The organism is Burkholderia pseudomultivorans (genome assembly GCF_902499075.1).
Taxonomy (GTDB): domain Bacteria; phylum Pseudomonadota; class Gammaproteobacteria; order Burkholderiales; family Burkholderiaceae; genus Burkholderia; species Burkholderia pseudomultivorans.
In genome coordinates this window covers 20,175-47,010 of the sequence record NZ_CABVPP010000010.1, presented here as the reverse complement: position 1 = coordinate 47,010, position 26,836 = coordinate 20,175, and the positions used below count along the sequence as shown (strand labels likewise).

22 protein-coding genes and 1 other RNA gene are annotated in these 26,836 nt (G+C 68.3%); 16 read left to right on the top strand and 7 right to left on the bottom strand.

Annotated elements, in window-relative coordinates:
- Window positions 1-484: 484 nt before the first annotated feature.
- From ompA to BST28156_RS09800, 5 genes are all read left to right on the top strand, one after another.
- On the top strand, window positions 485-1,153 hold the full coding sequence (ompA, locus tag BST28156_RS09820) for an outer membrane protein OmpA (RefSeq protein ID WP_040126893.1): 669 nt from the start codon (window positions 485-487) through the stop codon (window positions 1,151-1,153).
- Window positions 1,154-1,298: 145 nt separating this feature from the next.
- Window positions 1,299-1,997 carry a bifunctional 2-polyprenyl-6-hydroxyphenol methylase/3-demethylubiquinol 3-O-methyltransferase UbiG gene (gene ubiG / locus BST28156_RS09815; RefSeq protein WP_060242640.1) on the top strand — a complete coding sequence of 233 codons (699 nt, stop codon included), beginning with the start codon at window positions 1,299-1,301 and terminating at the stop codon, window positions 1,995-1,997.
- A 13-nt stretch (window positions 1,998-2,010) separates the two neighbouring features.
- Window positions 2,011-2,727 carry a phosphoglycolate phosphatase gene (gene gph / locus BST28156_RS09810; protein WP_174902095.1) on the top strand — a complete coding sequence of 239 codons (717 nt, stop codon included), beginning with the start codon at window positions 2,011-2,013 and terminating at the stop codon, window positions 2,725-2,727.
- A 17-nt stretch (window positions 2,728-2,744) separates the two neighbouring features.
- Window positions 2,745-3,114, top strand: a transfer-messenger RNA (tmRNA) gene (ssrA, locus tag BST28156_RS09805).
- A gap of 713 nt (window positions 3,115-3,827) precedes the next feature.
- Window positions 3,828-4,589: a hypothetical protein gene (locus BST28156_RS09800; protein ID WP_174902094.1), complete on the top strand. Its 762-nt coding sequence runs from the start codon at window positions 3,828-3,830 to the stop codon at window positions 4,587-4,589.
- 368 nt (window positions 4,590-4,957) lie between these two features.
- On the opposite strand, the gene BST28156_RS09795 is transcribed toward BST28156_RS09800, so the two are convergent.
- From BST28156_RS09795 to BST28156_RS09785, 3 genes are all read right to left on the bottom strand, one after another.
- Window positions 4,958-5,308 carry a DUF4148 domain-containing protein gene (locus BST28156_RS09795; protein ID WP_060242632.1) on the bottom strand — a complete coding sequence of 117 codons (351 nt, stop codon included), beginning with the start codon at window positions 5,306-5,308 and terminating at the stop codon, window positions 4,958-4,960.
- Window positions 5,309-5,589: 281 nt separating this feature from the next.
- Window positions 5,590-5,859, bottom strand: coding sequence for a hypothetical protein (locus BST28156_RS09790; RefSeq protein ID WP_040126890.1), 270 nt, complete (start codon window positions 5,857-5,859; stop codon window positions 5,590-5,592).
- Between the two features lie 101 nt (window positions 5,860-5,960).
- Window positions 5,961-7,067 (bottom strand): substrate-binding domain-containing protein, encoded by a 1,107-nt coding sequence (locus BST28156_RS09785; RefSeq protein WP_174902093.1) that lies wholly within the window; start codon window positions 7,065-7,067, stop codon window positions 5,961-5,963.
- A 131-nt stretch (window positions 7,068-7,198) separates the two neighbouring features.
- Between BST28156_RS09785 and BST28156_RS09780 the strand changes: the two genes are divergently transcribed.
- From BST28156_RS09780 to BST28156_RS09765, 4 genes are read left to right on the top strand one after another with little or no spacing between them, the layout of a single operon-like run.
- Window positions 7,199-7,687: an NAD(P)H-dependent oxidoreductase subunit E gene (locus BST28156_RS09780; protein ID WP_174902092.1), complete on the top strand. Its 489-nt coding sequence runs from the start codon at window positions 7,199-7,201 to the stop codon at window positions 7,685-7,687.
- A complete protein-coding gene (locus tag BST28156_RS09775) occupies window positions 7,684-9,261 on the top strand; it encodes a formate dehydrogenase beta subunit (protein ID WP_174902091.1) in 1,578 nt (525 codons plus the stop codon). Before BST28156_RS09780 ends, BST28156_RS09775 begins: the two co-directional genes overlap by 4 nt.
- A 17-nt stretch (window positions 9,262-9,278) precedes the next feature.
- Entirely contained in the window at window positions 9,279-12,227 is a 2,949-nt protein-coding gene (gene fdhF, locus BST28156_RS09770) for a formate dehydrogenase subunit alpha (protein WP_174902090.1), read from the top strand.
- A 7-nt stretch (window positions 12,228-12,234) separates the two neighbouring features.
- On the top strand, window positions 12,235-12,486 hold the full coding sequence (locus BST28156_RS09765; RefSeq protein ID WP_060242623.1) for a formate dehydrogenase subunit delta: 252 nt from the start codon (window positions 12,235-12,237) through the stop codon (window positions 12,484-12,486).
- A gap of 7 nt (window positions 12,487-12,493) precedes the next feature.
- Here BST28156_RS09765 and BST28156_RS09760 read toward each other — a convergent pair whose 3' ends face one another.
- On the bottom strand, window positions 12,494-14,140 hold the full coding sequence (locus tag BST28156_RS09760; RefSeq protein WP_174902089.1) for an FAD-dependent monooxygenase: 1,647 nt from the start codon (window positions 14,138-14,140) through the stop codon (window positions 12,494-12,496).
- A 280-nt stretch (window positions 14,141-14,420) separates the two neighbouring features.
- Here BST28156_RS09760 and BST28156_RS09755 point away from each other — a divergent pair, with 280 nt between their 5' ends.
- Window positions 14,421-16,259, top strand: a complete 1,839-nt coding sequence (locus BST28156_RS09755; RefSeq protein ID WP_174902088.1) for a tetratricopeptide repeat protein — start codon at window positions 14,421-14,423, stop codon at window positions 16,257-16,259.
- A 78-nt stretch (window positions 16,260-16,337) separates the two neighbouring features.
- On the opposite strand, the gene BST28156_RS09750 is transcribed toward BST28156_RS09755, so the two are convergent.
- Window positions 16,338-17,633 carry an MFS transporter gene (locus BST28156_RS09750; RefSeq protein ID WP_060242616.1) on the bottom strand — a complete coding sequence of 432 codons (1,296 nt, stop codon included), beginning with the start codon at window positions 17,631-17,633 and terminating at the stop codon, window positions 16,338-16,340.
- Window positions 17,634-17,983: 350 nt separating this feature from the next.
- On the opposite strand from BST28156_RS09750, the gene BST28156_RS09745 reads away from it, so the two are divergent.
- A complete protein-coding gene (locus BST28156_RS09745; RefSeq protein ID WP_367651223.1) occupies window positions 17,984-18,994 on the top strand; it encodes a hypothetical protein in 1,011 nt (336 codons plus the stop codon).
- Window positions 18,995-19,064: 70 nt separating this feature from the next.
- Here the strand turns inward: BST28156_RS09745 and BST28156_RS09740 are convergent, their stop codons facing one another.
- A complete protein-coding gene (locus tag BST28156_RS09740) occupies window positions 19,065-19,772 on the bottom strand; it encodes a DUF2968 domain-containing protein (protein ID WP_060242612.1) in 708 nt (235 codons plus the stop codon).
- A gap of 115 nt (window positions 19,773-19,887) precedes the next feature.
- Window positions 19,888-21,084, bottom strand: coding sequence for a gamma-glutamyl-gamma-aminobutyrate hydrolase family protein (locus BST28156_RS09735; RefSeq protein ID WP_060242609.1), 1,197 nt, complete (start codon window positions 21,082-21,084; stop codon window positions 19,888-19,890).
- 281 nt (window positions 21,085-21,365) lie between these two features.
- Between BST28156_RS09735 and BST28156_RS09730 the strand changes: the two genes are divergently transcribed.
- The 5 genes from BST28156_RS09730 (at window position 21,366) to BST28156_RS09710 (ending at window position 26,817) form a co-directional block, all read left to right on the top strand.
- Window positions 21,366-22,043: a GntR family transcriptional regulator gene (locus BST28156_RS09730; RefSeq protein ID WP_174902087.1), complete on the top strand. Its 678-nt coding sequence runs from the start codon at window positions 21,366-21,368 to the stop codon at window positions 22,041-22,043.
- A 7-nt stretch (window positions 22,044-22,050) separates the two neighbouring features.
- Window positions 22,051-23,427 carry an amidase gene (locus BST28156_RS09725; RefSeq protein WP_174902086.1) on the top strand — a complete coding sequence of 459 codons (1,377 nt, stop codon included), beginning with the start codon at window positions 22,051-22,053 and terminating at the stop codon, window positions 23,425-23,427.
- 138 nt (window positions 23,428-23,565) lie between these two features.
- Complete coding sequence (locus BST28156_RS09720; RefSeq protein WP_060242602.1) at window positions 23,566-24,081, top strand: disulfide bond formation protein B; 516 nt, start codon at window positions 23,566-23,568, stop codon at window positions 24,079-24,081.
- A 687-nt stretch (window positions 24,082-24,768) separates the two neighbouring features.
- Window positions 24,769-25,773: a xanthine dehydrogenase accessory protein XdhC gene (gene xdhC / locus BST28156_RS09715; protein WP_174902085.1), complete on the top strand. Its 1,005-nt coding sequence runs from the start codon at window positions 24,769-24,771 to the stop codon at window positions 25,771-25,773.
- 18 nt (window positions 25,774-25,791) lie between these two features.
- A complete protein-coding gene (locus tag BST28156_RS09710; RefSeq protein ID WP_174902084.1) occupies window positions 25,792-26,817 on the top strand; it encodes an adenosine deaminase in 1,026 nt (341 codons plus the stop codon).
- Window positions 26,818-26,836 lie beyond the last annotated feature (19 nt).

Sequence of the window (26,836 nt, the reverse complement as noted above, 5' to 3'; positions counted from 1 at the left end):
GCCTTTCGCGTGAGCGATGCATGCGCAACGCAACGCGAGATTCTAACATGCGCCCATCAGCCGCCAATTCGGGGCCCCTCTCTATATATAAGGCGGAAATTGCGGCCACCGCCGGACCCTCGCTGTCGCGGCGCCGCAGGCCGCGTTGTCACATCCGCGTCACGCGCGCGAATGGACGCTCCTCGCTTCCCGCGCAATTTCCCCGTCACACTCTTGACAATTTCTGAAAGTTGCGGCAAGCCGGTGTTGCGCATGCACCACAATCGTCAAGGCGATCTTGGGGTGGGGAGGATTTTTTTTCGTAGGAAGGGAACGATATGGCAAAATGCCAACGCACTGAAAGTTAGACGCTGCTCGAAGTCTACACAGAGCGGCGCCGCGTTTTTTGTGCCGCACCAATGTTATACTTCGAGCAATGTATGACTTGTCATCGTCAACAGGCTCGCAGTAAACCTGCGGTAATCTCAATTTCGAGAGGAGAAATATGAATAAACTTTCAAAGCTCGCGTTCATTGCAGCTACCGCAGTTATGGCTGCATCCGCTTCGGCACAGTCGGTGCCGGCGTCGCGTCAAGCCGTCAATGACAACTGGGTGAACGGCACGGGCGAATGGGTGTGGATGAACGGCACGAACGAGCTCTGCTGGCGCGACGCATTCTGGACGCCGGCCACCGCCAACGCGAAGTGCGATGGCGCACTGGTCGCCCAGGCACCGCAGCCGCCGGTCGCTCCGGTTGCTCCGGCCATCACGAGCCAGAAGATCACGTATCAGGCTGACGCACTGTTCGACTTCGACAAGGCAACGCTCAAGCCGCTGGGCAAGCAGAAGCTGGACGAACTGGCTTCGAAGATCGAAGGCATGAACACGGAAGTGGTCGTCGCAACGGGTTACACGGACCGCATCGGTTCGGACAAGTACAACGACCGCCTGTCGCTGCGCCGTGCTCAAGCCGTGAAGTCGTACCTGGTCAGCAAGGGTGTCCCGGCCAACAAGATCTACACGGAAGGCAAGGGCAAGCGCAACCCGGTCACGACGGGCTGCAACCAGAAGAACCGCAAGCAACTGATCGCCTGCCTCGCACCGGATCGCCGCGTGGAAGTCGAAGTGGTCGGTACGCAAGAAGTGCAGAAGACGACCGTTCCGGCGCAGTAAGCCGCGGTTTTCGACTGCCTCAAAGCCCCGCTCCGGCGGGGCTTTTTCTTTGACGCCCGCCGCCGCTTCGTCGCTCGCCCGCTTCTTATATACTCGGGGCTGATGCACCGTTGCACCGCCCTCCTCCCGTAGCCCGTTTGCCGACATGACCAACGCCGATCCGCACGAACTCCAGAAATTCAGCGACCTCGCCCATCGGTGGTGGGATCCGAATGCCGAATTCAAGCCGCTGCACGACCTGAACCCGGTCCGGCTCGGCTGGATCGACTCGCATGCGCATCTGGCCGGCAAGCGCGCGCTCGACATCGGCTGCGGCGGCGGCATCCTGTCCGAATCGATGGCCGGGCTCGGTGCCCAGGTCAAGGGCATCGACCTGTCGACCGAAGCCCTCGGCGTCGCCGATCTGCACAGCCTCGAAAGCGGCATCTCGGTCGATTACGAGGCCATCGCCGCCGAAGCGATCGCCGCGCGCGAGCCCGGCAGCTACGACGTCGTCACCTGCATGGAAATGCTCGAACACGTGCCGTCGCCGGCCGACATCGTCGCCGCTTGCGCGACACTCGTGAAACCGGGCGGCTGGGTGTTCTTCTCGACGCTGAACCGCAACCTGAAGTCCTACCTGTTCGCCGTGATCGGCGCGGAGTACATCGCGCAGATGCTGCCGAAGGGCACGCACGACTACGCGCGCTTCATCCGCCCGTCGGAACTGGCCGCCTTCGTGCGCGCGACCGATCTGCACATCGTCGAGATCAAGGGCATCACCTATCACCCGCTCGGCAAGCGCTTCGCGCTGTCGAACGACACCGACATCAACTATCTGGTCGCGTGCCGCCGCGGCGCGTGACCTTCCGACCGGCATGACGACTCTCCTCTCGCCCGCGCGGACCGTGCTCGACGAGCCGCGCCTGCAGCACTGCGCCGCGGTGCTGTTCGACCTCGACGGCACGCTCGCCGACACGGCGCCCGACCTGGCGGCTGCCGTCAACAAGATGCAGCGCGTGCGCGGCCTGCCCGAGACGCCGCTCGACGCATTGCGGCGGCTCGCGTCGGCCGGCGCGCGCGGCCTGCTCGGCGGTGCGTTCGGCATCGATCCGCAATCGCCCGGCTACGAAGCGATGCGCGACGAATTCCTGGCGAACTACGCGGCCGACCTGTGCGTGCATACGACGCTGTTCCCCGGCATCGGCGACGTGCTCGACGAGCTCGATGCGCGCGGCGTGCGCTGGGGCATCGTGACGAACAAGGCAATGCGGCTCACTGCACCGCTCGTCGATTTGCTCGGCCTTGCGCCGCGCGCGGCCTGCATCGTCGGGGGCGACACAACGCCGCACTCGAAGCCGCATCCGGCCCCGCTGCTGCACGCGGCCGGCGAACTGACGCTGGCGCCCGAGCGCATCGTCTACGTCGGCGACGATCTGCGCGACATCCAGGCCGGCAGCGCAGCCGGGATGGCGACGGTCGCGGCCGCGTACGGTTACTGCGGCGACGGCGCCGCGCCGGGCGACTGGCAGGCGCAGCACCTCGTCGACACGACGCAGCAGTTGCGCGAACTGCTGCGCGATGTTGGGCTATAATGCTAGATCTTATCCGCGGGGGCGACCTGGTTTCGACAGGGGTTGTGAAGCGGCTAGGGCATGTCGAGGACCCGTCACCTCGTTAATCAATGGGAAAATCGTAACTGCAAACGACGATACGTTCGCACTGGCAGCCTAAGGGCCGCCGTCCTCTGCCTAGTTCACTGACGGGCTAGAGTCGCAAGACCGGTAGCAATACCGCCAGAGGTCATATACGTCAGTTAAGCCCTGTCGGCGTCGCGACGCCAGGGTCGAAAACCTAGCGAATCGCCGTAGCGCAGCGTGTTCGTCCGCGTCGCTGCGGTTAAATCAAAAGACAGAACTAAACATGTAGAACTAGTCGTGGAGCGCTTCTGGACGCGGGTTCGATTCCCGCCGCCTCCACCAAATTCCCTTCCGAGATGTTCCGAGGAAGTACAGAAACCCGCGACAGCACAAGGCTTCGCGGGTTTTTTACTTCCAGCGACGCCAAAGTTTCACCATGACAGCCGGGGTATTTGGGGGTATTTCCGGGGGTATCAGACATACCCCCGTGCACAGATACCCCCATGCCGCTGACCGACACGACCACACGCGCCGCACTGGCCGCCCGTGAGGCCCGCGAACAGGTTGCTCAGTCAGCGGTCGGCGCGCTTGGATTCTCAGCCTTCGGTGCGTCGGCACGGCGTGAGTCAACGTGCGTCCCGCCCTGTCGACCCGCGCTGGCGCGGAATCCAACCAACACATACAGGCTAAGGCTGATGCGCTGATTCCCAGGCGTGAGGTTGCCACGGAAACCTCGGTTTTCCGACTGAATCCTTGTCCGAGCAGCGACCGAGGTGCCGGTTCGCAGGACCGAGGTTTGCACTAAGGTTCGCACGGAAACAGGTCCGTCCGAGCGTACGGTCGCCGAGGTAAAGGCCGACCTCACCAGGTTTTCAGACGAGAGGTTTCCAGTGGGGTTGCCACGGTTCAGCCCAGTATCCAGGCAACCGGTATCCGGGCCGGTATCCACGAAAACGGGCAGTGCGAACCCTCTGCCGGGGAGGTCGGCGCGAACTAAGCGGCGGCCGCGGGTTCGAAACGCGAATCCGCCTTCCCACTCCCTCGAAAGGAACTGCATGACAAAACGTCACGACGCGTCATTCTTCGAGCGGCTTATCGCGCCCATGCTTCGCCACCTTCGGTATATCGCCAAGCTGACTCAAGGCGAGCACACTGTCGACGACCTAAAAAGCGAAGCTTGGATCATCGCCGAGGAAATCAAGGCTGAACGGGGCGGAACGGTCGAGCCAGAAGACACTGATCTTCAGGAAACCGACGTCACTCGGCTCCACAAGCTGTTCGGCCAGTTCGTGAACCGCGCGATGCGTTTTGCCGTGAGGCTGGACGAGGAGGATCAGGACGACAACGGGGACACTCGGGAAAACGCCCTTGCTGCTCGCTTGGCCGGTCCGGCCCACTATGAGCCGCACTCCGCGCTCGAGCGCGAAGAGGAAATCGAGGAAACCGCGCAAATCGTCGCCGCGCAGTTCTCTGAAGCGGTCGCGTACTTTCACATGTTCGACCAGTTCGACGGCGACGGCGCCGCGCTGGCGAACCACTTTGCTGTCAAGGCGCGCACGCTACGCGCGCGTCTCCGGCGAGCAGAAAGGACTGCGCGCAATCAGCCGTCGGCCTTCGATCGGGTAGCAACTATCCCAACCGACTTCATGGCGCCCCGCGGCACTTGGGGCCGACAGCCTGCCCTCAACCAGTTCCGCCGTATCTGCGGTTCCGCACGCCCTGCGCAGTTGCATCTCTTTCTGCGATTCGGGACAGTGTTCGCGCCGACGACGCGCCGCTATGCAGGCCGCGCGTCAATCGTGGCGATCGAGGGATAGCATCGAGAGTTTGGGGGTATTTCTGGGGGGGTACATTTCAAAGCCGAAATGTCTACGCCATTTACTGGCGTGGCCTACACGCCACAATTCGAGTGACGCCCCACCGCGCAACACGCACGAACCCCGCACGACGCAAGTCTGCGGGGTTTTTGTTGCCGGCAAAACGCACAAGCACCTCAGTCTTTCGAAAAAGCGCCCAGCCCCGGACGGGCCAGGCGGAATGTCGCCGGCATCCCGGCGACAGGAGGTGACGGATGTTCGGCCGCCGCTGCGCGCGCATCGCTCGCCACGGCGGCCCGCCCGGCGCCGCAGCCTCGGCACGACCCATCGTCGCACCCGGCGCATGGCCGAACCGGGCGATGCGCTGCTTAGCTGCCGCGATACAGCGACTTCATTTCCTCATCGCTGGCCGGACGCACGCCGATCGCGCGCGAACCCGATGCCGAAGCGCCCTGCGCCTGTGCGCCGTAGCCGCTGGCATCGGCACCTTGCGCTTGCGCCAGCGCCCGCTGTTGTTCCGCGACGCGGGCCGTTGCGGCCTGGATCGCTTCCGGATAGTGCGGATCTTCCCCGCGGGCCGAGTTGTAACCGGCCTGCTGCAGTTGAACCAGTTCAGCGCGGACCTGTGCGCGGGTGATCGTCGAGCCCGACTGCGCGAACGACACGACCGGGGCAACGAGAGCGGCGGCAACGACAACAGCTTGAACGAGCGACTTCATGATACTGACCTCCAGATTTGTCCGTTTTTCGCGATGAACACCTTGCTCATCGCTGACAAACCGAAGTTTATGTAGGCAGCTGCTTAAGAATAAGGCAGGTTTCAGGAACATATACTTCCTGAATTCGGGTTAACCCTAGTCAATGAGCGGCGAGACTCGCCACCCTGTCCGCGCCCCGATTCATTCGACAGACAAGAAAACGCGAGCCCCGCGAAGCGGCAACGCTTCGCGGGGCCCGGAGACAACGAAACCGACAGTCGGCGCGCTTGTCGGTCGGCGCGTCACTGATCGTCCATCGGGCACTTCAGGTTGCAACCGTTCGGGTCGCCCATGTCACCCTTGCGGCGCAGCGCCGATTTCTTGCCGGTCTGGTATTTCTTCGACGGTGCCGACGCCGCGAACGGCATCTGCGGATGTTCGTTCAGGCGAAACTGGTCGGTCAGGATGCCGCCGGGCACGCCCGGCGAATTCTGCGCGAACGCAAGCGGCGAGACAGCGACCAGAAGCCCCGCGGTCAACGCTGCCGCGGAGAGGGAAACGGAAAGTTTCATGGCGGAATGACGCCTGAACGGCGTGCTTGTTGGAACGTTGATCAAGCGGCAAGCGTAGCGCAAATCCCCCTCTGCTGCAGCGCGCTTCGATCGCGCACCCGTTACCGCGCATTGCCGTGCGCCGGAGCCGCGCCATCGTCGCCGGCCAGCCCCGCTGCAACGCTTTCCAGCGTCCCGCATGCAGCGGGATCGTAGCCGTCGAGATGCGCGACGCGCTCGACGAAACGCGCGTCGCGCAGCAGCGCCAGCACGCCGGCGAGCGGTCGCGCATCGAGCCGCGCGCGCTCGCACGCGAAGTAATAGTCCTCGTCGACGACCGGGATGAAATCGAGCCCGAAATGATGCGCGGCCGGCTCGACGCCGAAGCCGAGATCGGCCATCCCGCTCGCGACGAACGCCGCGATCGCCGAGTGCGTGAGTTCGGCCGACGCATAGCCGTCGATACGCTCCGGATCGATGCCGATCGCGCGCAGCGCGAGGTCGAGCAGCATGCGCGTGCCCGAACCCGGCTGCCGGTTGACGAAGCGGATGTCGTTGCGCGCCAGGTCTGCGAGCCCGCGCACCTGCTTCGGATTGCCGCGCGGAATGAACAGCCCCTGCTGGCGACGCGTCAAATGAATCAGCACGTGACGCGTATCGTCGAGCCACGGCCGGTAGATCTGCGCGCACTGCGCGCGAAACGCGCCGCGCGGCAGATGGAAGCCGGCCAGTTCGCACTCGCCGCGCGCCAGCGCCTGCACGGCCTCGACGCTCTCTCGATACTTGATGTCGACCGCGGCGTGCGCATCGACCAGCGCCGATACGAGCGTCGCGACCGCATAGCCGTGCGATGCGTGTATGCGCACCGCGCCGTCCCGCTGCGCGAGCCGCCGGTTCAGGTCGCTCGCCACTTCCGCCGCCAGCGCGCGCAGGTTGCCGTCGAGCCGGCTGCGCGCGAGGCGCTGCGCATCGACGACCGCCTGCCCGAGTTCCGACAGCGTCGAGCCCTTGCCACGCGCGGTTTCGATCAGTTCTCCGCCGACGCACGCCTCCAGCGCGCGCAGCAGGCCCCACGCATGCCGATAAGACAGTCCTTTCGCCTGCGCAGCCTGCGCGATGCTGCCCGTGTCGGCCACAAGTTCCAGCAGCGGCGCGACCTCCGACAGACTCGCGGTGCGCCCCTCCGTGTCGCGTACGGTCAGATACGCGTCGCATTCGATTCGAATCAATTATGTACTCCGATTTCTTATTGCGACCGTCCAATCTTCCGCTTATCGTTGACCAAAATCCATCAGAACGAAGTCGCAATGCGCATTATATGAATTCACAGCGCATATGAGACTTTGGAGGAGCATAAGCGATGTCCCCGAATTCCCCCGCGCCCGACGCCCTCGTCGAGCGCCACGTGCGCGCCGGCCGGTCGCTCGTCGCGATCCTGCACGCGATCCAGGACGACGCGGGCTATGTGCCGCCGGGCTGCGTCGCGCCGCTCGCGAAGGCGCTGAACCTGTCGCGCGCCGAAGTGCATGGCGTGCTGACCTACTACCACCATTTCCGCACCGTGCCGCCCGCACGCGTGACGATCCAGATGTGCCGCGCCGAAGCGTGCCGCAGCATGGGCTGCGAGGCGCTTGCCGAACACGCGGAGGCGCGCACGGGGTGCCGGTTCGACGCCGCGCACGACGCTTCGGATGCGCAGGCCGTCGCGCTCGAATCGGTCTACTGCCTCGGCTTGTGTGCGCAGTCGCCGTCGATGACGGTCAACGGCGTGCTGCACGCGAAGGTCACGCCGCAGAAATTCGATGCGCTGCTGGCCGATGCGGTCGCGCACACCGAGGAGGCCGCATGACGACCCGCATCTACGTCCCGCGCGATTCCTCCGCGCTGGCGCTCGGCGCCGATGCGCTCGCCGCCGCGATCGTCGCGGAAGCCGAACGGCGCGGCGCCGCGATCGAACTGGTCCGCAACGGCTCGCGCGGGTTGCTGTGGCTCGAACCGCTGGTCGAGGTCGGCACGGCCGCGGGCCGCGTCGGCTACGCGAACCTGTCGGCCGCCGACGTGCCGGCACTGTTCGACGCCGGCTGGCTCGAAGGCGGCGCGCATCCGAGCGGCGTCGGCCTCGTCGACGCGCTGCCCTATCTCGCGCGCCAGCAGCGCCTGACGTTCGCGCGGATCGGGCTGACCGATCCGCTGTCGATCGACGACTACCTGCGGCACGACGGCCTCGCCGGCCTGAAGAACGCGCTCGCGCTCGACGGCGACGCCGCGTGCGAGATGCTGATCGAATCGGGGCTGCGCGGCCGCGGCGGCGCGGCGTTCCCGGCCGGCATCAAGTGGCGTACGGTCCGGCAGGCGCGCGCAACGCAGAAATACATCGTCTGCAACGCGGACGAAGGCGATTCGGGCACGTTCTCCGATCGCCTGATCATGGAAAGCGACCCGTACTGCCTGATCGAAGGGATGATCATCGCGGGCATCGCGACCGGCGCGACGATCGGCCATATCTACGTGCGCAGCGAATACCCGGACGCAATCGCGACGCTCGAAGCCGCGATCGAACGGGCGCGCGAGGCCGGCTGGCTCGGCGCGCACGTGCTCGGCTCCGCGCATGCGTTCGACCTGCATGTCGCGAAAGGCGCGGGCTCGTACGTATGCGGCGAGGAAACCGCGCTGCTCGAATCGCTCGAAGGCAAGCGCGGCGTCGTGCGCGCGAAGCCGCCGTTGCCCGCGCTCGCCGGCCTGTTCGGCCAGCCGACCGTGATCAACAACGTGATCACGCTCGCGACCGCGCCGGTGATCTTCGCGCGCGGCGCCGCGTTCTATCGCGATTACGGGATGGGCCGCTCGCGCGGCACGCTACCGTTCCAGCTCGCGGGCAACATCCGCCACGGCGGCCTCGTCGAACTCGCGTTCGGCGTCACGCTGCGCGAGCTGCTGTTCGAGTTCGGCGGCGGCACGGCCAGCGGCCGGCCCGCGCGCGCGGCGCAGGTCGGCGGCCCGCTCGGCACCTACCTGCCCGAGCACCAGTGGGACGTGCCGCTCGACTATGAAGCGTACGCGGCGATCGGCGCGGTCGTCGGCCACGGCGGCATCGTGCTGCACGACGACACGTCGAACCTCGCGGCGCTCGCCGAATACGCGATGAAGTTCTGCGCGATCGAATCGTGCGGCAAGTGCACGCCATGCCGGATCGGTTCGACGCGCGGCGTCGAGACGATCGCGCGCATCCGCCAGGGCGATACGTCGGAGCGGCGGGTCACGCTGCTGCGCGACCTGTGCGACACGATGCTCGCCGGCTCGCTGTGCGCGATGGGCGGGATGACGCCGTATCCGGTGCTGTCCGCGCTCGATCACTTCCCCGAAGATTTCGGGCTCGCCGCCGGCAAGGATGCCGCGTCGGGTCCGGTCAAGGCTGCGGCCTGACCCAGAAGGAGCCCTGCATGTCCCTCGACACGAACAACGTCCGCCAAGGCGGCTGCGGCTCAGGCCAATGCGCGTGCAAGAGCGCCACCCAGGCGCGTGCGCGCGACCCGCTCGACGATACCGATTACGGCACGCCGCTGCGCCATGCTGATACCGACGTGACGCTCGAAATCGACGGTCAGCCCGTCACTGTGCCGGCCGGCACGTCGGTGATGCGCGCCGCGATCGAAGCCGGCGTCAACGTGCCGAAGCTCTGCGCGACCGATTCGCTCGAGCCGTTCGGCTCGTGCCGCCTGTGCCTCGTCGAGATCGAAGGCCGGCGCGGCTATCCGGCCTCGTGCACGACGCCCGCCGAAGCCGGGATGAAGGTACGCACGCAGTCGGACCGGCTGCAGGCGCTGCGCCGCAACGTGATGGAGCTGTACATCTCCGATCACCCGCTCGACTGCCTCACCTGCCCCGCCAACGGCGACTGCGAGCTGCAGGACATGGCGGGCGTGGTCGGCCTGCGCGAGGTGCGATACGGCTTCGACGGCGCGAATCATCTGCGCGATGCGAAGGACGAGTCGAATCCGTACTTCACGTACGACCCGTCGAAGTGCATCGTCTGCAATCGCTGCGTGCGCGCCTGCGAGGAAACGCAGGGCACGTTCGCGCTGACGATCGCCGCGCGCGGCTTCGAATCGCGCGTCGCCGCCGGCGAGAGCGAATCGTTCATGGCGTCGGAATGCGTGTCCTGCGGCGCGTGCGTCGCGGCCTGCCCGACGGCCACGCTGCAGGAGAAGTCGGTCGTCCAGCTCGGGCAGGCCGAGCATTCGGTGATCACCACCTGCGCATACTGCGGCGTCGGCTGCTCGTTCAAGGCCGAGATGAAGGGCACGCAGGTCGTGCGGATGACACCGCACAAGAACGGGCTCGCGAACGAAGGCCACGCGTGCGTGAAGGGACGCTTCGCGTGGGGCTATGCGACGCACAAGGACCGCATCACGAAGCCGATGATCCGCGCGAAGATCACCGATCCGTGGCGCGAAGTGAGCTGGGACGAGGCGCTCACCTATGCGGCGACGCAGTTCCGCAAGCTGCAGGACAAGTACGGCCGCGATTCGATCGGCGGCATCACGTCGTCGCGCTGCACGAACGAGGAAACCTACCTCGTGCAGAAGCTGGTGCGCGCCGCGTTCGGCAACAACAACGTCGACACCTGCGCGCGCGTGTGTCATTCGCCGACCGGCTATGGCCTGAAGACGACGCTCGGCGAATCGGCCGGCACGCAGACCTTCGCGTCGGTCGGCAAGGCCGACGTGATCGTCGTGATGGGCGCGAACCCGACCGACGGCCACCCGGTGTTCGGCTCGCGGCTGAAGCGCCGCGTGCGCGAAGGCGCGAAGCTGATCGTCATCGATCCGCGCCGCATCGACGTGGTCGACGGCCCGCACGTGAAGGCCACCCATCACCTGCAGCTTCGCCCCGGCACCAACGTCGCGATGGTCAACGCGCTCGCGCACGTGATCGTCACCGAAGGGCTCGTCGCCGACGCGTTCGTCGCCGAGCGCTGCGACACGCGCGCGTTCGAGCAGTGGCGCGAGTTCGTGTCGCGTGCCGAGAATTCGCCCGAGGCGACCGCCGAGGTGACGGGCGTGCCGGCGGAACAGGTGCGCGCCGCCGCGCGGCTCTATGCGACGGGCGGCAACGCCGCGATCTACTACGGGCTCGGCGTGACCGAGCACGCGCAAGGCTCGACCACCGTGATGGGCATCGCGAACCTCGCGATGGCGACCGGCAACGTCGGGCGCGAAGGCGTCGGCGTCAATCCGCTGCGCGGCCAGAACAACGTGCAGGGCTCGTGCGACATGGGCTCGTTCCCGCACGAGCTGCCCGGCTACCGCCATATCGGCGACGCGAGCGTGCGTGCGCTGTTCGAGGAGGCATGGTCGGCAACGCTGCAACCGGAACCGGGCCTGCGCATCCCGAACATGTTCGACGCGGCGCTCGACGGCAGCTTCAAGGGGCTCTACTGCCAGGGCGAGGACATCGTCCAGTCGGATCCGAACACGCAGCATGTCGCAGCCGCGCTGTCGGCGATGGAATGCATCGTCGTGCAGGACATCTTCCTGAACGAAACCGCGAAGTACGCGCACGTGCTGCTGCCCGGCTCGTCGTTCCTCGAGAAGGACGGCACCTTCACGAACGCGGAGCGCCGCATCTCGCGCGTGCGCAAGGTGATGCCGCCGCTGGCCGGCTACGCGGACTGGGAAGTGACGCTGATGCTGTCGCGCGCGCTCGGCTACGAGATGGATTACGCGCATCCGTCGGAAATCATGGACGAGATCGCGCGGCTCACGCCGACCTTCTCGGGCGTGTCGTACGCGAAGCTCGACGCACTCGGCAGCATCCAGTGGCCATGCAACGAAGCCGCGCCGGAAGGCACGCCGACGATGCACATCGACACGTTCGTGCGCGGCAAGGGCAAGTTCGTGATCACGCAGTTCATTGCGTCGCCGGAGAAGGTCACGCAGCGCTATCCGCTGATCCTGACCACGGGCCGCATCCTGTCGCAATACAACGTCGGCGCGCAGACGCGCCGCACCGAGAACGTGCAGTGGCACCAAGAGGATCGCCTCGAAATCCATCCGCACGACGCGCAGGATCGCGGCATCCGGAGCGGCGACTGGGTCGGCATCGAATCGCGTGCCGGGCAGACGGTGCTGCGCGCGCTCGTGACCGAACGCATGCAGCCGGGGGTCGTGTACACGACGTTCCACTTTCCCGAATCGGGCGCGAACGTGATCACGACGGACAGTTCGGACTGGGCGACGAACTGCCCCGAATACAAGGTAACGGCCGTGCAGGTGATGCCGGTCGCGCAGCCGTCCGACTGGCAGCGTGCGTATGCGCGTTTCAACGCCGAGCAGCTCGACCTGCTCGAGCGTCGCGCGGCGCCGGCTCCCGTGACGACTGGCAAGTGAGGCCGCGATGAACCAGCAACACCTGATCGACATGGCCAACCAGATCGGCGCGTTTTTCGAATCGATGCCCGATCGCGACGAAGCGCTGGCCGGCATCGCCGACCATATCCGGCGCTTCTGGGAACCGCGGATGCGCCGCGCGCTGCTCGCCGCGCTCGACGACCCGGCGGGCGAAGGCGCGCAGCGCGCGATGCCGATCGTGCGCGACGCGATCGCCGCGCATCGCGCCTCGCTCGTGCCGGCCGCGGCGCCGGCCTGAGCCGCCGCTACGCGGGCAGCGGCGTGCCCGCGAACCAGGTCTCGCAGTGGCGCAGCAGCGCGTTGGCATCGGAAGCCGCGCGACCGCGCGCGGCGACGTAGCCGTCGGGCCGCAGCAGATAGAACGACGGCCGCGACCGGCCATAGGCTTGCGCCAGTCCGGCCGCGCCGTCGCCTTCGGCATCGGCGACGCGCCATACGCGCACCGCGTCCGGCATGATGCGCTCGAGGCCCTGCACGAGCGACTGCGCATCCGCCGCCAACGGCGGCGCGTCTTCCGTTTCGTCGGCCGGCTGCTCCTCGAGCAGCAGCAGCGTGAAGCTCGCCGGATCGTGCAGATCGTAGAGCCGCGCCGTACCGGGCGCCTGACCGAGCGGCCCGTCGATCACATGCACGACCGCGTCGGGCGCGCGCTCGCCTGCGCGCGGGCCGCCGTCGAGCACGCGCTCGAGCGTCAGCGGACTCTTGCGGTACTGCACGCCGAGCTCGCTGACCGAGCGCCGCACCGCGTCGCGCATCGGCCCGAACGACGACAGCAGCGGCAGCACATGGTCGCGCAGCAGCTTCATCGCGCCGTGATCGGCTTCGGCGATCTGCGTGACGAAGCTCGTCTGCCGCAGCACGTCGCGCTCGATCGGATGACGCTCCGCGTGATAGGTATCGAGCAGCCGCTCGGGCGCGCCTGCGCCGAGTACGCGCGCGAGCTTCCAGCCGAGATTGAGCGCTTCCTGGATGCCGGTGTTCATGCCCTGCGCGCCGGCCGGGCTGTGGATATGCGCGGCATCGCCCGCAAAAAACACGCGCCCGCGCCGCAGTTGCCCGACCATCCTGCTGTGCAGATGAAAATACGACGACCACGCGAGATCGCTCGTCGCGATCGACGCGCCGATGCGCGCGCGCACGATCGCTTCGCATTCCGCGAGCGACGGGGTCGACGCGTCGGGCGACGCATCGCCCCCGGGCGGCCGGTCGGCGACCAGCCGGTAACGGCCGTCGCCCATCGGGAACAGGCCGGCGATGCCGGCGGGCGTCGTGAACAGATGGATCTCGTCGTCCGGCCAGTCGGGGATCGCCGCGAGATCGGCGAGCAGGAAAGTCTGCTCGAACGCCTGCCCGGCAAAGCCGACGCCGAGCAGGTGGCGCACCGTGCTGTGCGCGCCGTCGGCGGCGATCAGGTACGACGGCGTGCAGCGTGTGTCGCGCCCGTCGGCATCGCGGATCGTCACGTCGAGCGAGGTGCCGCCGTTGTCGCATGCGACCAGCGTCGCGCCGCGCTCGACCGTCACGCCGAGGCCGGCCAGGTGTTCGGCGAGCAGCCGCTCGGTGACGCTCTGGTCGAGCAACAGCAGATACGGATAGCGCGTTTGCAGCGGATCGAAATCGAGCCGCGCGATCACGCGGCCGTCGGCATGCAGCGCAGCCGCATGCGCGCGATGCCCGAGCGCGAGGAACGGCTCGACCGCGCGATGCTGCTCCAGCAGTTCGAGCGTGCGCGCCTGGATGCCGATCGCACGCGAATGCGGCGCCGGCGCAGCCAGCCTGTCGATGATGCGCACCGGCACGCGGGCGCGCGCGAGACTCATCGCGGCGGCAAGGCCGGTCGGCCCCGCGCCGACGATCAGCACGGGCGGAATATCGAGAAGGGTGTCAGCCATGGGCACCTCGATGACACACGATCTTGCCGGGACCGGTTTGCGCGACGATGCGCCTGTCGCGCACATCGGCCCGAGGGTCTGGTTGCATGCGGAACGCGCTTGCGTTGCCACGAGAGCGGCCGCGCGCGACGCGCGATTTCCGGCATTCGCATGCGCGCTCCCCATGCAAACAGACCTTAGTCTACGCCGCTCGGCGTGACGGGGCCATATGCCGTCCTGCCGATGAGCGGCCGGCGCGCGCGGTGTGGGAAAATACGCGTTTTCCGTCAGTTTTCGCGTCATGGATTCCGCATTCGACCGAGCGTACGCCGCGCATCGCGCGGGCCGCCTCGCCGAGGCCGAGCACGGCTATCGCGCGGCGCTCGCCACCAACCCCGCCGACGCCGACGCGCTGCATCTGTTCGGCGTGCTGCGGCATCAGCAGGGCCAGCATGCCGAGGCGGCCGATCTCGTCGGTCGCGCGGTCGCGCTGCGTCCAGACGACGCCGCGCTGCAGCTCAACCTCGGCAACGCGCTGAAGGCGCTCGGCCGGCTCGACGAGGCGATCGACCGCTTTCGCAATGCGCTGACGCTCGCGCCCGAATTTCCGCTCGCGCACTACAACCTCGGCAACGCGTATGCGGCGCTGCAACGCCACGAGGATGCCGTCGACGCATTCGGCCGCGCGCTGCGGCTGACGCCCGACGACGCATCGATCTACAACAACCTCGGCAACGCGCTGAACGCGCTCGGCCGCCACGACGACGCGCTCGCCGCGTTCCGTCGCGCGCTCGAACTGCGCCCCGGACATGCGGGCGCGCACAACAACCTCGCGATGGCGTTGAGCGCGATGGGCCATGCCGACGACGCGATCGCGCATTTCCAGGCTGCGATCGCCGCGCAGCCGCGCTTCGTCGCCGCGCACTTCAACCTCGGCAACACCTTCGACGCGGTGGGCCGTCATGCGGAAGCCGCCGCCGCGTTCGAGGCCGCGCTCGCGCTGCATCCGCCGTTTCCGCTCGCGCTGTTCGGGCTCGCGAACGCGCTGTGCGCGCAGTCGCGGCATCGCGACGCGCTGCCCTACTACGAACGCGCGGTCGGTCTCGACCCGTCGTTCAGTCTCGCGTGGCTGAATCTCGGCAACGCGCATCACGCGCTCGGCGCACACGAAATGGCGCTGCGCGCGTTCGACCAGGCGCTGCGCGTCGCGCCCGACCTCACGCTCGCGCAACTGCACCGCGCGGTCACGCTGCTGACGCTCGGCGACTTCACGCGCGGCCTGCCCGCCTACGAAGCGCGTCACGACACGCCCGGCGCCACGCCGATCGGCGCGCTGCCGCGCTGGCGCGGCGAACCGATCGCGTCGCAGACGCTGCTGATCCGCGCGGAACAGGGGTTCGGCGATACGCTGCAGTTCGTGCGCTTCGTGCCGCGCGCGCGCGAACGCTGCGCGCGCGTCGTGCTCGAAGTGCAACCTGAACTCGTCGCACTGCTCGCGCCGGCCGCGACGCGCTGGCGCGTGACGCTCGTCGCGCAGGGCGCGGCGAAACCGCCCGCGGCGGACGTCGCGTGCACGCTGATGAGCCTGCCGTTTGCGCTCGGGCTGCAACCGGCCGACATCGTGGCCGGCGCGCGCTATCTCGGCGCGCCCGACAGCGCGCGCCGGCGTTTTCGCGGCTCGCTCGGCGGACAGGCGAAGCGCAAGTTCGGCCTCGCATGGTCGGGGCGCCGGCAGGCGCAGGAAAACCGCTCGATGCCGTTCGACACGCTCGCGCCGCTGCTCGCGCTGCCCGACATCGACTGGATCGTGCTGCAACCGGCGCTCGACGACGACGAACGCGCGCGCATCGACGCGCACCCGCGCGTGCATCGCCTCGACGGCCGGCTGAACGATTTCGCCGATACGGCCGCGCTGATCGAGCGGCTCGACGGCGTCGTGACGATCGATACGGCCGTTGCGCACCTCGCGGGCGCGCTCGGCAAGCCGCTGTGGCTGATGCTGCCGTTCGCGGCCGACTGGCGCTGGTTCACCGGCAACGACTGCCCGTGGTATCCGCAGGCCCGGATCGTCCGCCAGCGCACACCGGGCGCATGGCACGACGTCGCGGCCACCGTCGCCGACGCGCTGCGCGGCGGCTGAGCACCGACAAAAAAGGGAGCGCGATGCGCTCCCAGTGGCGAAACCGGCGGCCGCAGCCAGCCGGCGGTGCGTGGCGCGTCAGACCGCCTTGTACTGATTGCGCGCGTCGGGCGTGCGATACAGCACCAGCGTCGCGATCAACCCGCAAATCGCTGCGACGCTGAGCCACAGCCCTGGCGCGGCCTTGTTGCCCGTCTCGTGGATCAGCAGCGTCGAGATCGCGGGCGTAAAGCCGCCGATCGTCGTCGCGAGGCTGTACGCGAGCGAGAAGCCGGCGGTGCGCACGTCGGCCGGCATCACTTCGGTCAGCGCGACGACCATCGCACCGTTGTACGACCCGTAAAGGAACGACAGCCACAGCTCGACCGCGAGCAGCCGCAGGAACGACGGCTCCCCGACGAGCCACAGCACGGCCGGATAAGCCGTCACGAGCGTGAGCACCGTGAAGGCGATCAGCACCGGACGGCGGCCGATGCGGTCCGACAGCGCGCCCGACAGCGGCAGCCAGACGAGGTTGGAGACGCCCACGCACACGGTCACGACCAGCGCGTCGAGCGACGACAAATGCAGCACTTCCTTGCCGAAGGTCGGCGTATAGGCGGTGATCATGTAGAACGACACCGTGGTCATGATCACCATCCCCATGCCGGCGATCACGACGCCCCAGTTGTCGAGCATCGAGCGCATGATCTCGCCCATCGTCGGCCGATGATGCTTCGCGAGGAACTCGTCGGTCTCCTTCAGCGAGCGCCGGATCAGGAACAGGAACGGCACGATCAGGCAGCCGATCAGGAACGGAATGCGCCAGCCCCACGCGGTCATGTCCTCGGCCGGCAGCGCGCGGTTCAGCAGCACGCCGACGAACGCGGCGAACACGACGGCCACCTGCTGGCTGCCCGACTGCCACGACGTATAGAAGCCCTTGTGGCCCTTCGTCGCGATCTCCGACAGATAGACCGACACGCCGCCGAGCTCGACGCCCGCCGAGAAGCCCTGCAGCAGCCGGCCGAGCAGCACGAGCGCAGGCGCGAGCGCGCCGATCGTCGCGTAGCCGGGCACCGCGGCCACCGTGAGCGTGCCGAGCGCCATCAGCCCGAGCGTCAGGATCAGCCCCTTGCGTCGCCCGTGATGGTCGATATACGCGCCGAGCACGATCGCGCCGACCGGCCGCATCAGGAAGCCCGCGCCGAACACGGACAGCGACAGCATCAGCGACGCGAACGCATTGCCGCTCGGGAAGTAGGTTTTGGCGATGGCCGACGCGTAATAGCCGTAGACCATGAAGTCGTACATTTCGAGGAAGTTGCCGCTGACGACCCGGAACACGGTGCGGACTTTCGATTCCTGCGCGATCGCTGGTGAGGCTGTGGACATGTTTTCTCGCTCGAGCTCGGATGGCGCGAAATACGCGCCGCATGGACACGACGATGCGTATCGCGCCGGCCCCGGCGCGCGCGGACATCGCTGCATATCGGCTGCGCCGCGCAACCATGCGCGACCCGGCGTGATCGCCAGATGATGCCACGCGAAGCCGACATTTGCCTTGTAGCCGCCCCGGCCAACGGCGCCGCGATGCAGTGCTCGTACGAATTGCTGCAACATTTGCACAAAAATCGGATTGGTCTGATCGACCGATCGTCTTCGCGTGGCCACAATGTCACGTTTGCGACGACATTCGCGCCGCAGCCGGCACGGTCGCTCGGTGTCGCAGGCGTACCTTCCTCATGACCCCATCGTCCCTCGTCCCTGTCGAAGGCGCGCTTGCCCGCCCTCGCGCCGCCCCGCTCGACGACGTTCCGCCGTTCGGCCGCGAGTGGATCTTTCGCGGCGCGTCCGGTGAGCAGCGCGACAGGCGCTGTCTCGCCACGCTGTCGACGTCGTGCATCGATATCGGCGCGCCACACCGCGCATGCCGCTGGGAGCCGCTGCCGGCGTCCGCGCTGCCTGCGGCCGATGCGTCGGTCGCTGTTGCTGCGGCCGGCCGGCCCACCGCACGAGCCGGCCCCCCGTCGCACCAGCGGCGTGCGATGTATGCGGCGTGCTGGAGCATCGGTGCGCTCGGCATCATCGGCGCGCTGATCGCGATGCATGAGCCGTTCGGGGCTTCCACACCCGGCGGGCCCATCCAGACAGCCGACGCCGTGGCGGTTCGCGCGGCGCCGTCTACGTCTACGGGCTCGTCGACGTCCGCGTTCACGGCCACGTCTACGTCGGGAGGCACGCCGCCGGTCGTGCCCGCGCCGCCGGAGCCGGCCGCTATCCCGCCCGTGCGGCACGCCGCGGCGACATCCGCGGGGCCCTCGGCCGGATCGCCCCACGTCGCATCGGACATTTCGCGCAGCCGGACGTCGCCGCGAGCCACTGCGACGCCGGACACGCGGCGGGCCGCCGCCGCATCGCCGCCGCCATCAATGCACCGGCCGAACGGTGTGCGCACGACGATCGCACAAGCGCGTCCGCCGTCCATACTGCGCGCCGCCGTGCGCCCGCCGATTGCCCGCGATGCGCCGCACGCGCCGGTCCGCGACCGCCTGTCGCCGGTGCCGCACACCGCCGATGCGCTCGACGCGCTCGACGATCCGCTCACGCTGATCGCGATCGCGCATGCGCTGGGTGCCGATCGGGCCGCCCCCCGCCGCGCCTGCGCCCGCCACCGGTTTCGACTGGACGTCCCAACTGTCCCATCGCCGCCTGACCGACACGCCGCACGCGTTCGCACGCTAGCCGCCACCTGACGAAAAAGCCGGCGAAGATCGCTTCGCCGGCTTTTTCGTTCGTTCATCTTTCCGTCTGTTCGACGCATCGTCACGGACGCGCAGGCAATCCCGTCTCGGCTTGCCGCTCCAGTTGCCGGACCTGCTGCTGCAGATCGCGCAACTGGATCTGCGCTGCGCGCTTTTCGACCTGCAACGCCTGCGCCTGCTCCTGCGCCGACTTCTGCCGCTGCGCAACTTCGGCCTGCTGGCTATGCGCGACGTTCAGGTCCGCCTGCAGTTGCTGTGCGCGATTCGCCTGCAGTGCGATCACGCGTTCGAGAAACGCCTTCTGCGCCTGCAGTTCGGTGCGGCGAATCTCGACGTCCGCAAGCTGCACCGTCTGCTCGACGAAATTCGCGTACACCATCTCGGCACGGCGCTTGTCCTGCGACTTGATTACGCGCCACATCTGCTTGTCCTGGAACAGCACGACGTAGTACGTCATCTCGCGCGGATCGAACATCAGGCTCGCGCCGTAACTCCCGTTGTATGTGGTGCGCATCTCGACGATCCGCCCGTCGCGCAGCATCTGCGCGAGCTCGGCGACATTGCCTTGCGCGGCGGCGTCGGTTGCAGCGACCGCGGAAGCCGCAGAACCCGCCGACGCCGCATCGGCAGCAAGACTCGTCACCGCGGGACGCGTACCGGCGACAGGCGCCGTCGCGCCGTCGGACCACGCCGCGCCCGCATGCGCGCAGGCGACCATCGCAACGAGCCACGTTGCGCATCGTGCAGGGGAAAGATCTCGGAAGGCCAACGTCAGACTCCGGCGGACGAATTGAAACGCGCCATTATCATTGAAAACGCAACAGCCGCATCTCGAATTTAACGGGATGCGGCCGGCCTTCGTGCGATGCGTGTCGAACGGCCGTCTACAGGCGCGTCTCGCGCGCCGAGCGCAGGAACGCATCGAGCAGCGGCGTGCAGTCGAGCAGTTCGGCGCCGCCGGCGCGGTGAAACTCGGGGTGCCACTGCACGCCGACCACGAACGGCGCACGCCGGTAGCGAATCGCCTCGATGATCCCGTCGCCGGCCGACACGGCCTCGATGTTCAGGTCGCGGCCGAGATCGCGGATCGCCTGATGGTGGATCGAGTTGACGATCGCCTCGCTGCGTCCGGGGAACATGCTCGCCAGCGTCGACGAATCGGGAAAGCGGATCGCATGGCGATGCTGGTCGTAATGCTCGCTCACGTGCGCATTCGCGGTCGGCACGTCGGTCGCGATGTCCTGATACAGCGAGCCGCCGAACGCGACGTTGATCAACTGGCAGCCGCGGCACACGCCGAGCACCGGCTTGCCGGACTCGACGAATTCGTGCAGCAGTTCCAGCTCGTACATGTCGCGCACGCGATCGCCCGGCCATTCGGGGCGCGCATCCGACGCCGCGTAGGTTTGCGGCGACACGTCGGCGCCGCCCTGCAGCAGCAGGCCGTCGAGACACTTCGCGTAATCGCGCAGACGGATGTTGCTCGGATGCAGCATCCCCTGATGACCGACGGTCGGAATCATGAACACGATCACGTCGCGCGACATCACCCAGTGCGCGATCGATTCCTCGAGATACTGCAGCGTCTTGCCGCGCAGTCCCTTCGCGCCCGGTTCCGGATGGAAGATCCGCGCCGACACGCCGATGCGCAGCGTGCGCTGCGTGATGCGCTGGCCGGCGCGATCGAACAGCCGGCGCGCACGCGCGGCGATGATCCGGCCGAACACCGACCACGGCGTGTCGCTCTGCCTCAGATAGGCGGGCGGCGCAGTCGGTGCGTTCGCGGGCGGCGGGCGCGGCGTGTCGAAATCGGGCGCCGCGCCGAAGCCGGGCGGCGGCGAGCCGGGCCTCGGCGCCGCCGCGGCGGCCGCGCCTTCGCCGGCGGCTGCCGTCGTCGCGCCGGGCGCGCCCGGTTCGGACGCTGCCGTGACGGGCGACGCGCCGTCGGCGGCGACGTTCTGCGCGGCAGCAGACCGGGGCGCTGAGGCATCGGGCGCTGGCGCCGGATCGGGACGGGGAGAATCGGAAGAGGCTGACGAGGTGCCGGGCAGACCGGCCAGGGAAGGCGTGTTTTCGCTCATGACGATGGTCTGGTACGTCGCTCACGCGTATGGATAGACGAGGATTCATTATGCGTCAGTGCACGATCGCGCGGCAAACCTGCAACATCCTGTCGATATTGTTGCAAGTTCGTCGCAAGGTGCGTCCGACGGCATCCTTTCATGCACAAGCGGAATCGCCCTCCTCTCACGCGGCACACTGGACATCAGTGATATATCACAATAATATCGTCGCATCGTCCACGCTTGCCGGGGTCGTCGGCGCGATGACCGCGTCGCCCGGCCCCCGCGCCACCGTTCGCATGAACACGCTGATAGACCTGCCGCACGCCCGGCCCGCCGCCGCGTCGAGCCTTGCCGACCGCGCGTACGCGCTGATCCAGCGCGACATCATCACGATGCGCCTGAAACCGGGCGCCGCGCTCAACGAGGCCGACCTCGTCGCACGCACCGGCATCGGCCGCACGCCCGTGCACCAGGCCGTGCACCGGCTCGTGCTCGAAGGGCTGCTGTCCGTGATGCCGCGCAAGGGGCTGATGGTGCAGCCGCTGTCGCTCGACGACATCGTCGCGGTGATCGACGTGCGCCGCATCAACGAGGCGCACTGCGCCGAACTGGCCGCACGCCACGCGACGCCCGACGATCTCGCGCGGCTGGCCGCGCTGCTCGACGACGGGCGCGCGCGTGTCGACGCGCACGACGTCGAAGGCATGATGGAGATCGACCGCGCGTTCCATCAGGCGATTGCCGCGGCCGCGCGCAATCCGGTCCTCGCCGACGTCCTGCGCGCGCTGCACGAGCGCTCGCTGCGCTTCTGGTTCGTCACGCTGTCCGAGCCGCGCCATCTCGCCGACGTCCAAAGCGAGCACCGCGACCTGTTCGAACGGCTGTCCGCGCGCGACGCCGCCGGCGCACGCGCGGCCGTCGAACGCCATATCGATTCGTTTCGCTCCACGCTTGTCCAACATCTTCGTTCCTGAGCCGCCCATGACCACCTTCACCCCGTTCCCCCCGCTCGCCCAGCTCGCCGCCGATCTCGCCGCCGGCACGACCACCAGCCGCGCGCTCGTCGACGCCGCGCTCGACCGCATCGCCGATCCGTCCGGCCAGGGCGCCGTCGTGTTCACCGAAGTCGACGCCGACAACGCGCGCGCTGCGGCCGACGCGCACGACCGCCTGCGCGCCGCCGGCACCGTGCTGTCGCCGCTCGCCGGCATCCCGGTGTCGGTGAAGGATCTGTTCGACGTCGCCGGCCAGGTCACGCGCGCGGGTTCGCGCGTGCTCGACGGCGCGCCGCCCGCGCAGGCCGATGCGGTCGCCGTCGCGCGGCTCAAGCGCGCGGGCGCGGTGCTGGTCGGCCGCACCAACATGAGCGAATTCGCGTTCTCGGGCCTCGGGCTGAATCCGCACTTCGGCACGCCGGCGTCGCCGTATCGGCGCGGCGTGCCGGGCGATGCGCGGATCGCCGGCGGCTCGTCGTCGGGCGCGGCGGCTTCCGTCGCGGACGGGATGGCGGCCGTCGCGCTCGGCACCGACACCGGCGGCTCGATCCGCATTCCCGCCGCGCTGTGCGGACTGACCGGCTTCAAGCCGACCGCGAGCCGGATCCCGACGCAAGGCGGCGTGCCGCTGTCGACCACGCTCGATTCGTTCGGCCCGATCGGCCTGACGGTCGCGTGCTGCGCGCTCGTCGACCGGATGCTCGCGGGCCTCGAGCCGCACGTGCCGGCCGCGCGGCCCCTCGAAGGCGTGCGGCTCGGCGTGCTGACGAATCATGTGACGGACGGCGTCGACGCCGACGTCGCGGCCGCGCTCGATACCGCGCTCAAGCATCTGGAAGCCGCCGGCGCGATCGTCACCGAAGTGCGCTTCGCTGCGCTCGACCGGCTGCCGGAGATCAACCGCTTCGGCTTCTCGCCGATCGAGGCCTACGCGTGGCATCGTCCGCTGCTCGCGCAGCATCGCGACCGCTACGACCCGCGCGTGCTGACGCGCATCCTGAAGGGCGAGCCCGCCAGCGCGGCCGACTATCTCGACCTGCTCGCCGCGCGCCGCGCGATGCTCGACGAAGCCGCGCACACGGTCTGGTCGCGCTTCGATGCGCTCGTCGCGCCGACGGTGCCGGTCGTGCCGCCGCGCATCGCGGACCTCGAAACGGACGACGCCGCGTTCACGCGCACCAACGCGCTGATCTTGCGCAATCCGAGCGCGTTCAACTTCCTCGACGCATGTGCGCTGTCGCTGCCGTGTCATCCGCGCGACGCGGCGCCGGTCGGCCTGATGCTGGCGGCCGCGCCGCATCGCGACGATGCGCTGCTCGCAATCGGGCAGTCGGTCGAGGCCGTGCTGAACACGATCCGCTGACCGGCGGCGCGACGTGACGGCAGGCGGCGCACGGGGTGCGGCGGGACGCCGCAGGTGCGCCGTCCGTTTCGTGCCGGTTCGTTCGCGCTAAAATCGCGCGATTGTTTTCCGGACCGACCGACGAGGAATCCCGCCGACATGAACGACTCCACGCTTGCACTACGCCGCGAACGCCGCCTGCTGATGCTGCTCGGATGGGTCTGCATCGCGCTGCTGGCCGGCGCGCTGTACCTGCAGTACGTGAAGAACGAAGACCCGTGCCCGCTGTGCATCATCCAGCGCTACTTCTTCGCGGCGATCGGGATCTTCGCGTTCCTCGCCGCCGGGATTCGCAGCTGGCGCGGCGTCTGGGTGCTCGAGCTGCTGATCGCGATCGCCGCGGCCGGCGGCGTGGGCACCGCCGCGCGGCACCTGTCGATCCAGCTGAACCCGGGCTTCAGCTGCGGCTTCGACACGCTGCAGCCGATCGTCGACAGCCTGCCGCCCGCGCACTGGTTCCCCGGCATGTTCAAGGTCGCCGGCCTGTGCGAAACGGTCTACCCGCCGATCTTCGGGATCCTGCTGCCCGGCTGGTCGCTGATCGGCTTCGCGGCGATCCTGCTTCCCGTCGCCGCGAGCCTCTGGCGTCACCGGCGCAAGCTGGCATCGGCCTGACGGCCGACGCGCGACGCGACAGCGAGGCCGGCGATTCGGACGGGTGCCGGGACGCCGGCCGCCAAGGCGCAGGCCGCCGGATCGTCATACCGGTGCGGCCGGCCCGTTCGCCTGTCGCCGGCCCGTTTCCCCGTTTCGGCGAGACGTGGCCGGCCGCACCTCGCCGGCCGCTCGTAGTCAGCCGCACGTAAACACCTACCCCGCCGCTCCCCGAATTTCCGCAACCTCGCGCCTCGCACCGCCCGCGCGCCCGCGCCCCGTCCCGCCAACGTTTCGGCCCGATATGCACGCATCGGCGCCCCGATACCGCGCGACGGGCCTATGATCGACATGATCGCCGTCTGATAGCCCGAATCAGCGCCCGACGATGTTCGCGTCGTCCCGCGGTGCTATCTTCGCGACTGGATGGCGATCTACGTGCGCGAGGCCAGGCGGTCTCACCTCCTGCGTAACGCGCGCCTGATCCGCAATGTCGACTGGATTCATCATGACAACGCAAACCATCCGCATCCGTCACCCTCATGGCGTCCGCTCGTCCGGCCGCCCCGTTCGCGCGCCCCGTCCGGGCGCCGTCGCCGCGCGCCGGCCGCGCGTGCGGCCCGCCCCGCTCCCGTCCGTTTGCGTTGCCGCCGCGCCCGCCAGCCCGCGCCGCGCGTCGTGCCGCGTCGTTTCGCACGGAGCCTGCTGATGGAGGCCTGGCTCGGCGATCTGCAGCAGTTGCTCGCGCACGGCGAAGCGGCCGTGCTCGTGACGGTCGCGCACACCGACGGCTCCGCGCCGCGCGAGGCGGGCACCAAGATGCTCGTCACGCGCGACACGGCGCGCCATACGATTGGCGGCGGTCATCTGGAATGGAAGGCGATCGAAATCGCCCGGCACCTGCTGAAGGACGGTGCGCACGTGCCCCACGCGCGCCGGCTCGAGCGGCTCGCGCTCGGCCCGAGCCTCGGCCAGTGCTGCGGCGGCGCCGTCGTGCTCGCGTTCGAGCGGCTCGACGTCGGCGATCTCGGCTGGATCATGTCGCTCGCGAAACGCGTCGCGGCCGGCGCCGCGACCGTGCGTAGCGTATCATTCGGCCCCTCGCCGGGCGCACCGCTGCTCAGCGAACCCGAATCGGCCGCCGCGCGCGCCGACTGCCTGCTGTGGGAAACCGGCGGCGTGTCGCTGATGACCGAGACGATCGCGCCGTACACGTTCCCCGTCGCGCTGTTCGGCGCCGGGCACGTCGGCGCCGCGCTCGTCAAGGTGCTGGCGACGCTGCCGTGCCACGTGCGCTGGATCGACCGGCGCGACGCGGCGTTCCCGCCGGCCGACGCGCTCGCGGGCATCGGCAACCTCGCGCTCGATGCGCGCGACGACCCGGCCGACGCCGTCGACGCGGCGCCGCCGCACACGTACTTCGTCGTGATAACGCACGACCACGCACTCGATTTCGTGCTGGCCGAGCGCATCCTGCGGCGCGGCGACTATGCGTACTTCGGGATGATCGGTTCGCACGCGAAACGCGTGCAGTTCGACCATCGCCTCGCGGCGATCGGCATCGACCCGGCCCAGGTCGCGCGGATGCGCTGCCCGATCGGCGTCGAAGGCATCGTCGACAAGGCGCCCGAAGTGATCGCGATCTCGGTGGCCGCGCAGTTGCTGCAGGCCGTCGAGGCGAATGCGTCCGCGCAGGCTTCCCCCATTCTCTGACCGACCAAGAACGACGCCATGACCCCGACATTCAAGAACAAGATCGCCCGCGCGCCGAAAGCGGAGCTGCACATCCACATCGAAGGCTCGCTGGAGCCCGAACTGATCTTCGCGCTCGCGCAGCGCAACGGCGTGAAGCTCGCGTACGACTCGATCGACGCGCTGCGCGCCGCCTACGCGTTCACCGATCTGCAGTCGTTCCTCGACATCTACTACGCCGGCGCGAGCGTGCTGCTGACCGAGCAGGATTTCTACGACATGACGGCCGCGTACTGCGAGCGCGCGCTTGCGGACAATGTCGTGCATACCGAACTGTTCTTCGATCCGCAGACGCATACCGAACGCGGCGTGCCGATCGAAACGGTCGTCGCCGGCATCGAGCGCGCGCTTGCCGATGCCGAAAAGCGCGGGCTGTCGAGCAGGCTGATCCTGTGCTTCCTGCGCCATCTGCCGGAACAGGACGCGCTCGCGACGTTCGAAGCCGCGCTGCCGCTGTTCGAGCGCTACCGTCACCGCCTGATCGGCGTCGGCCTCGACTCGTCCGAGCTCGGCCATCCGCCGACCAAGTTCGCGCGCGTGTTCGAGCAGGCGCGCGCGCTCGGGCTGAAGCTCGTCGCGCACGCGGGCGAGGAAGGGCCGCCCGCATACATCTACGAAGCGCTCGACGTGCTGAAGGTCGACCGGATCGATCACGGCGTGCGCAGCATCGAGGATGCGGCGCTCGTCGAGCGGCTCGCGAAGACGCGCACGGCGCTCACCGTGTGCCCGCTGTCGAACCTGAAGCTGTGCGTGTTCGACGACATGGCGAAGCACACGCTGAAGGCGCTGCTCGAGCGCGGCGTCGCGGTGACGATCAACTCCGACGATCCGGCCTATTTCGGCGGCTACGTCAACGACAACTATTTCGCGACCGTCGACGGGCTGCAGCTCACCGACGCCGAAGTCCATGCGGTGATCCGCAACGGCTTCGAGGCGTCGTTCGTCGACGCGGCGCAGCGCGACGCGCTGATCGCGCGCCTCGACGCGTACTGGCAGTCCGCATGACGGCCGGCATCGAGGTGCG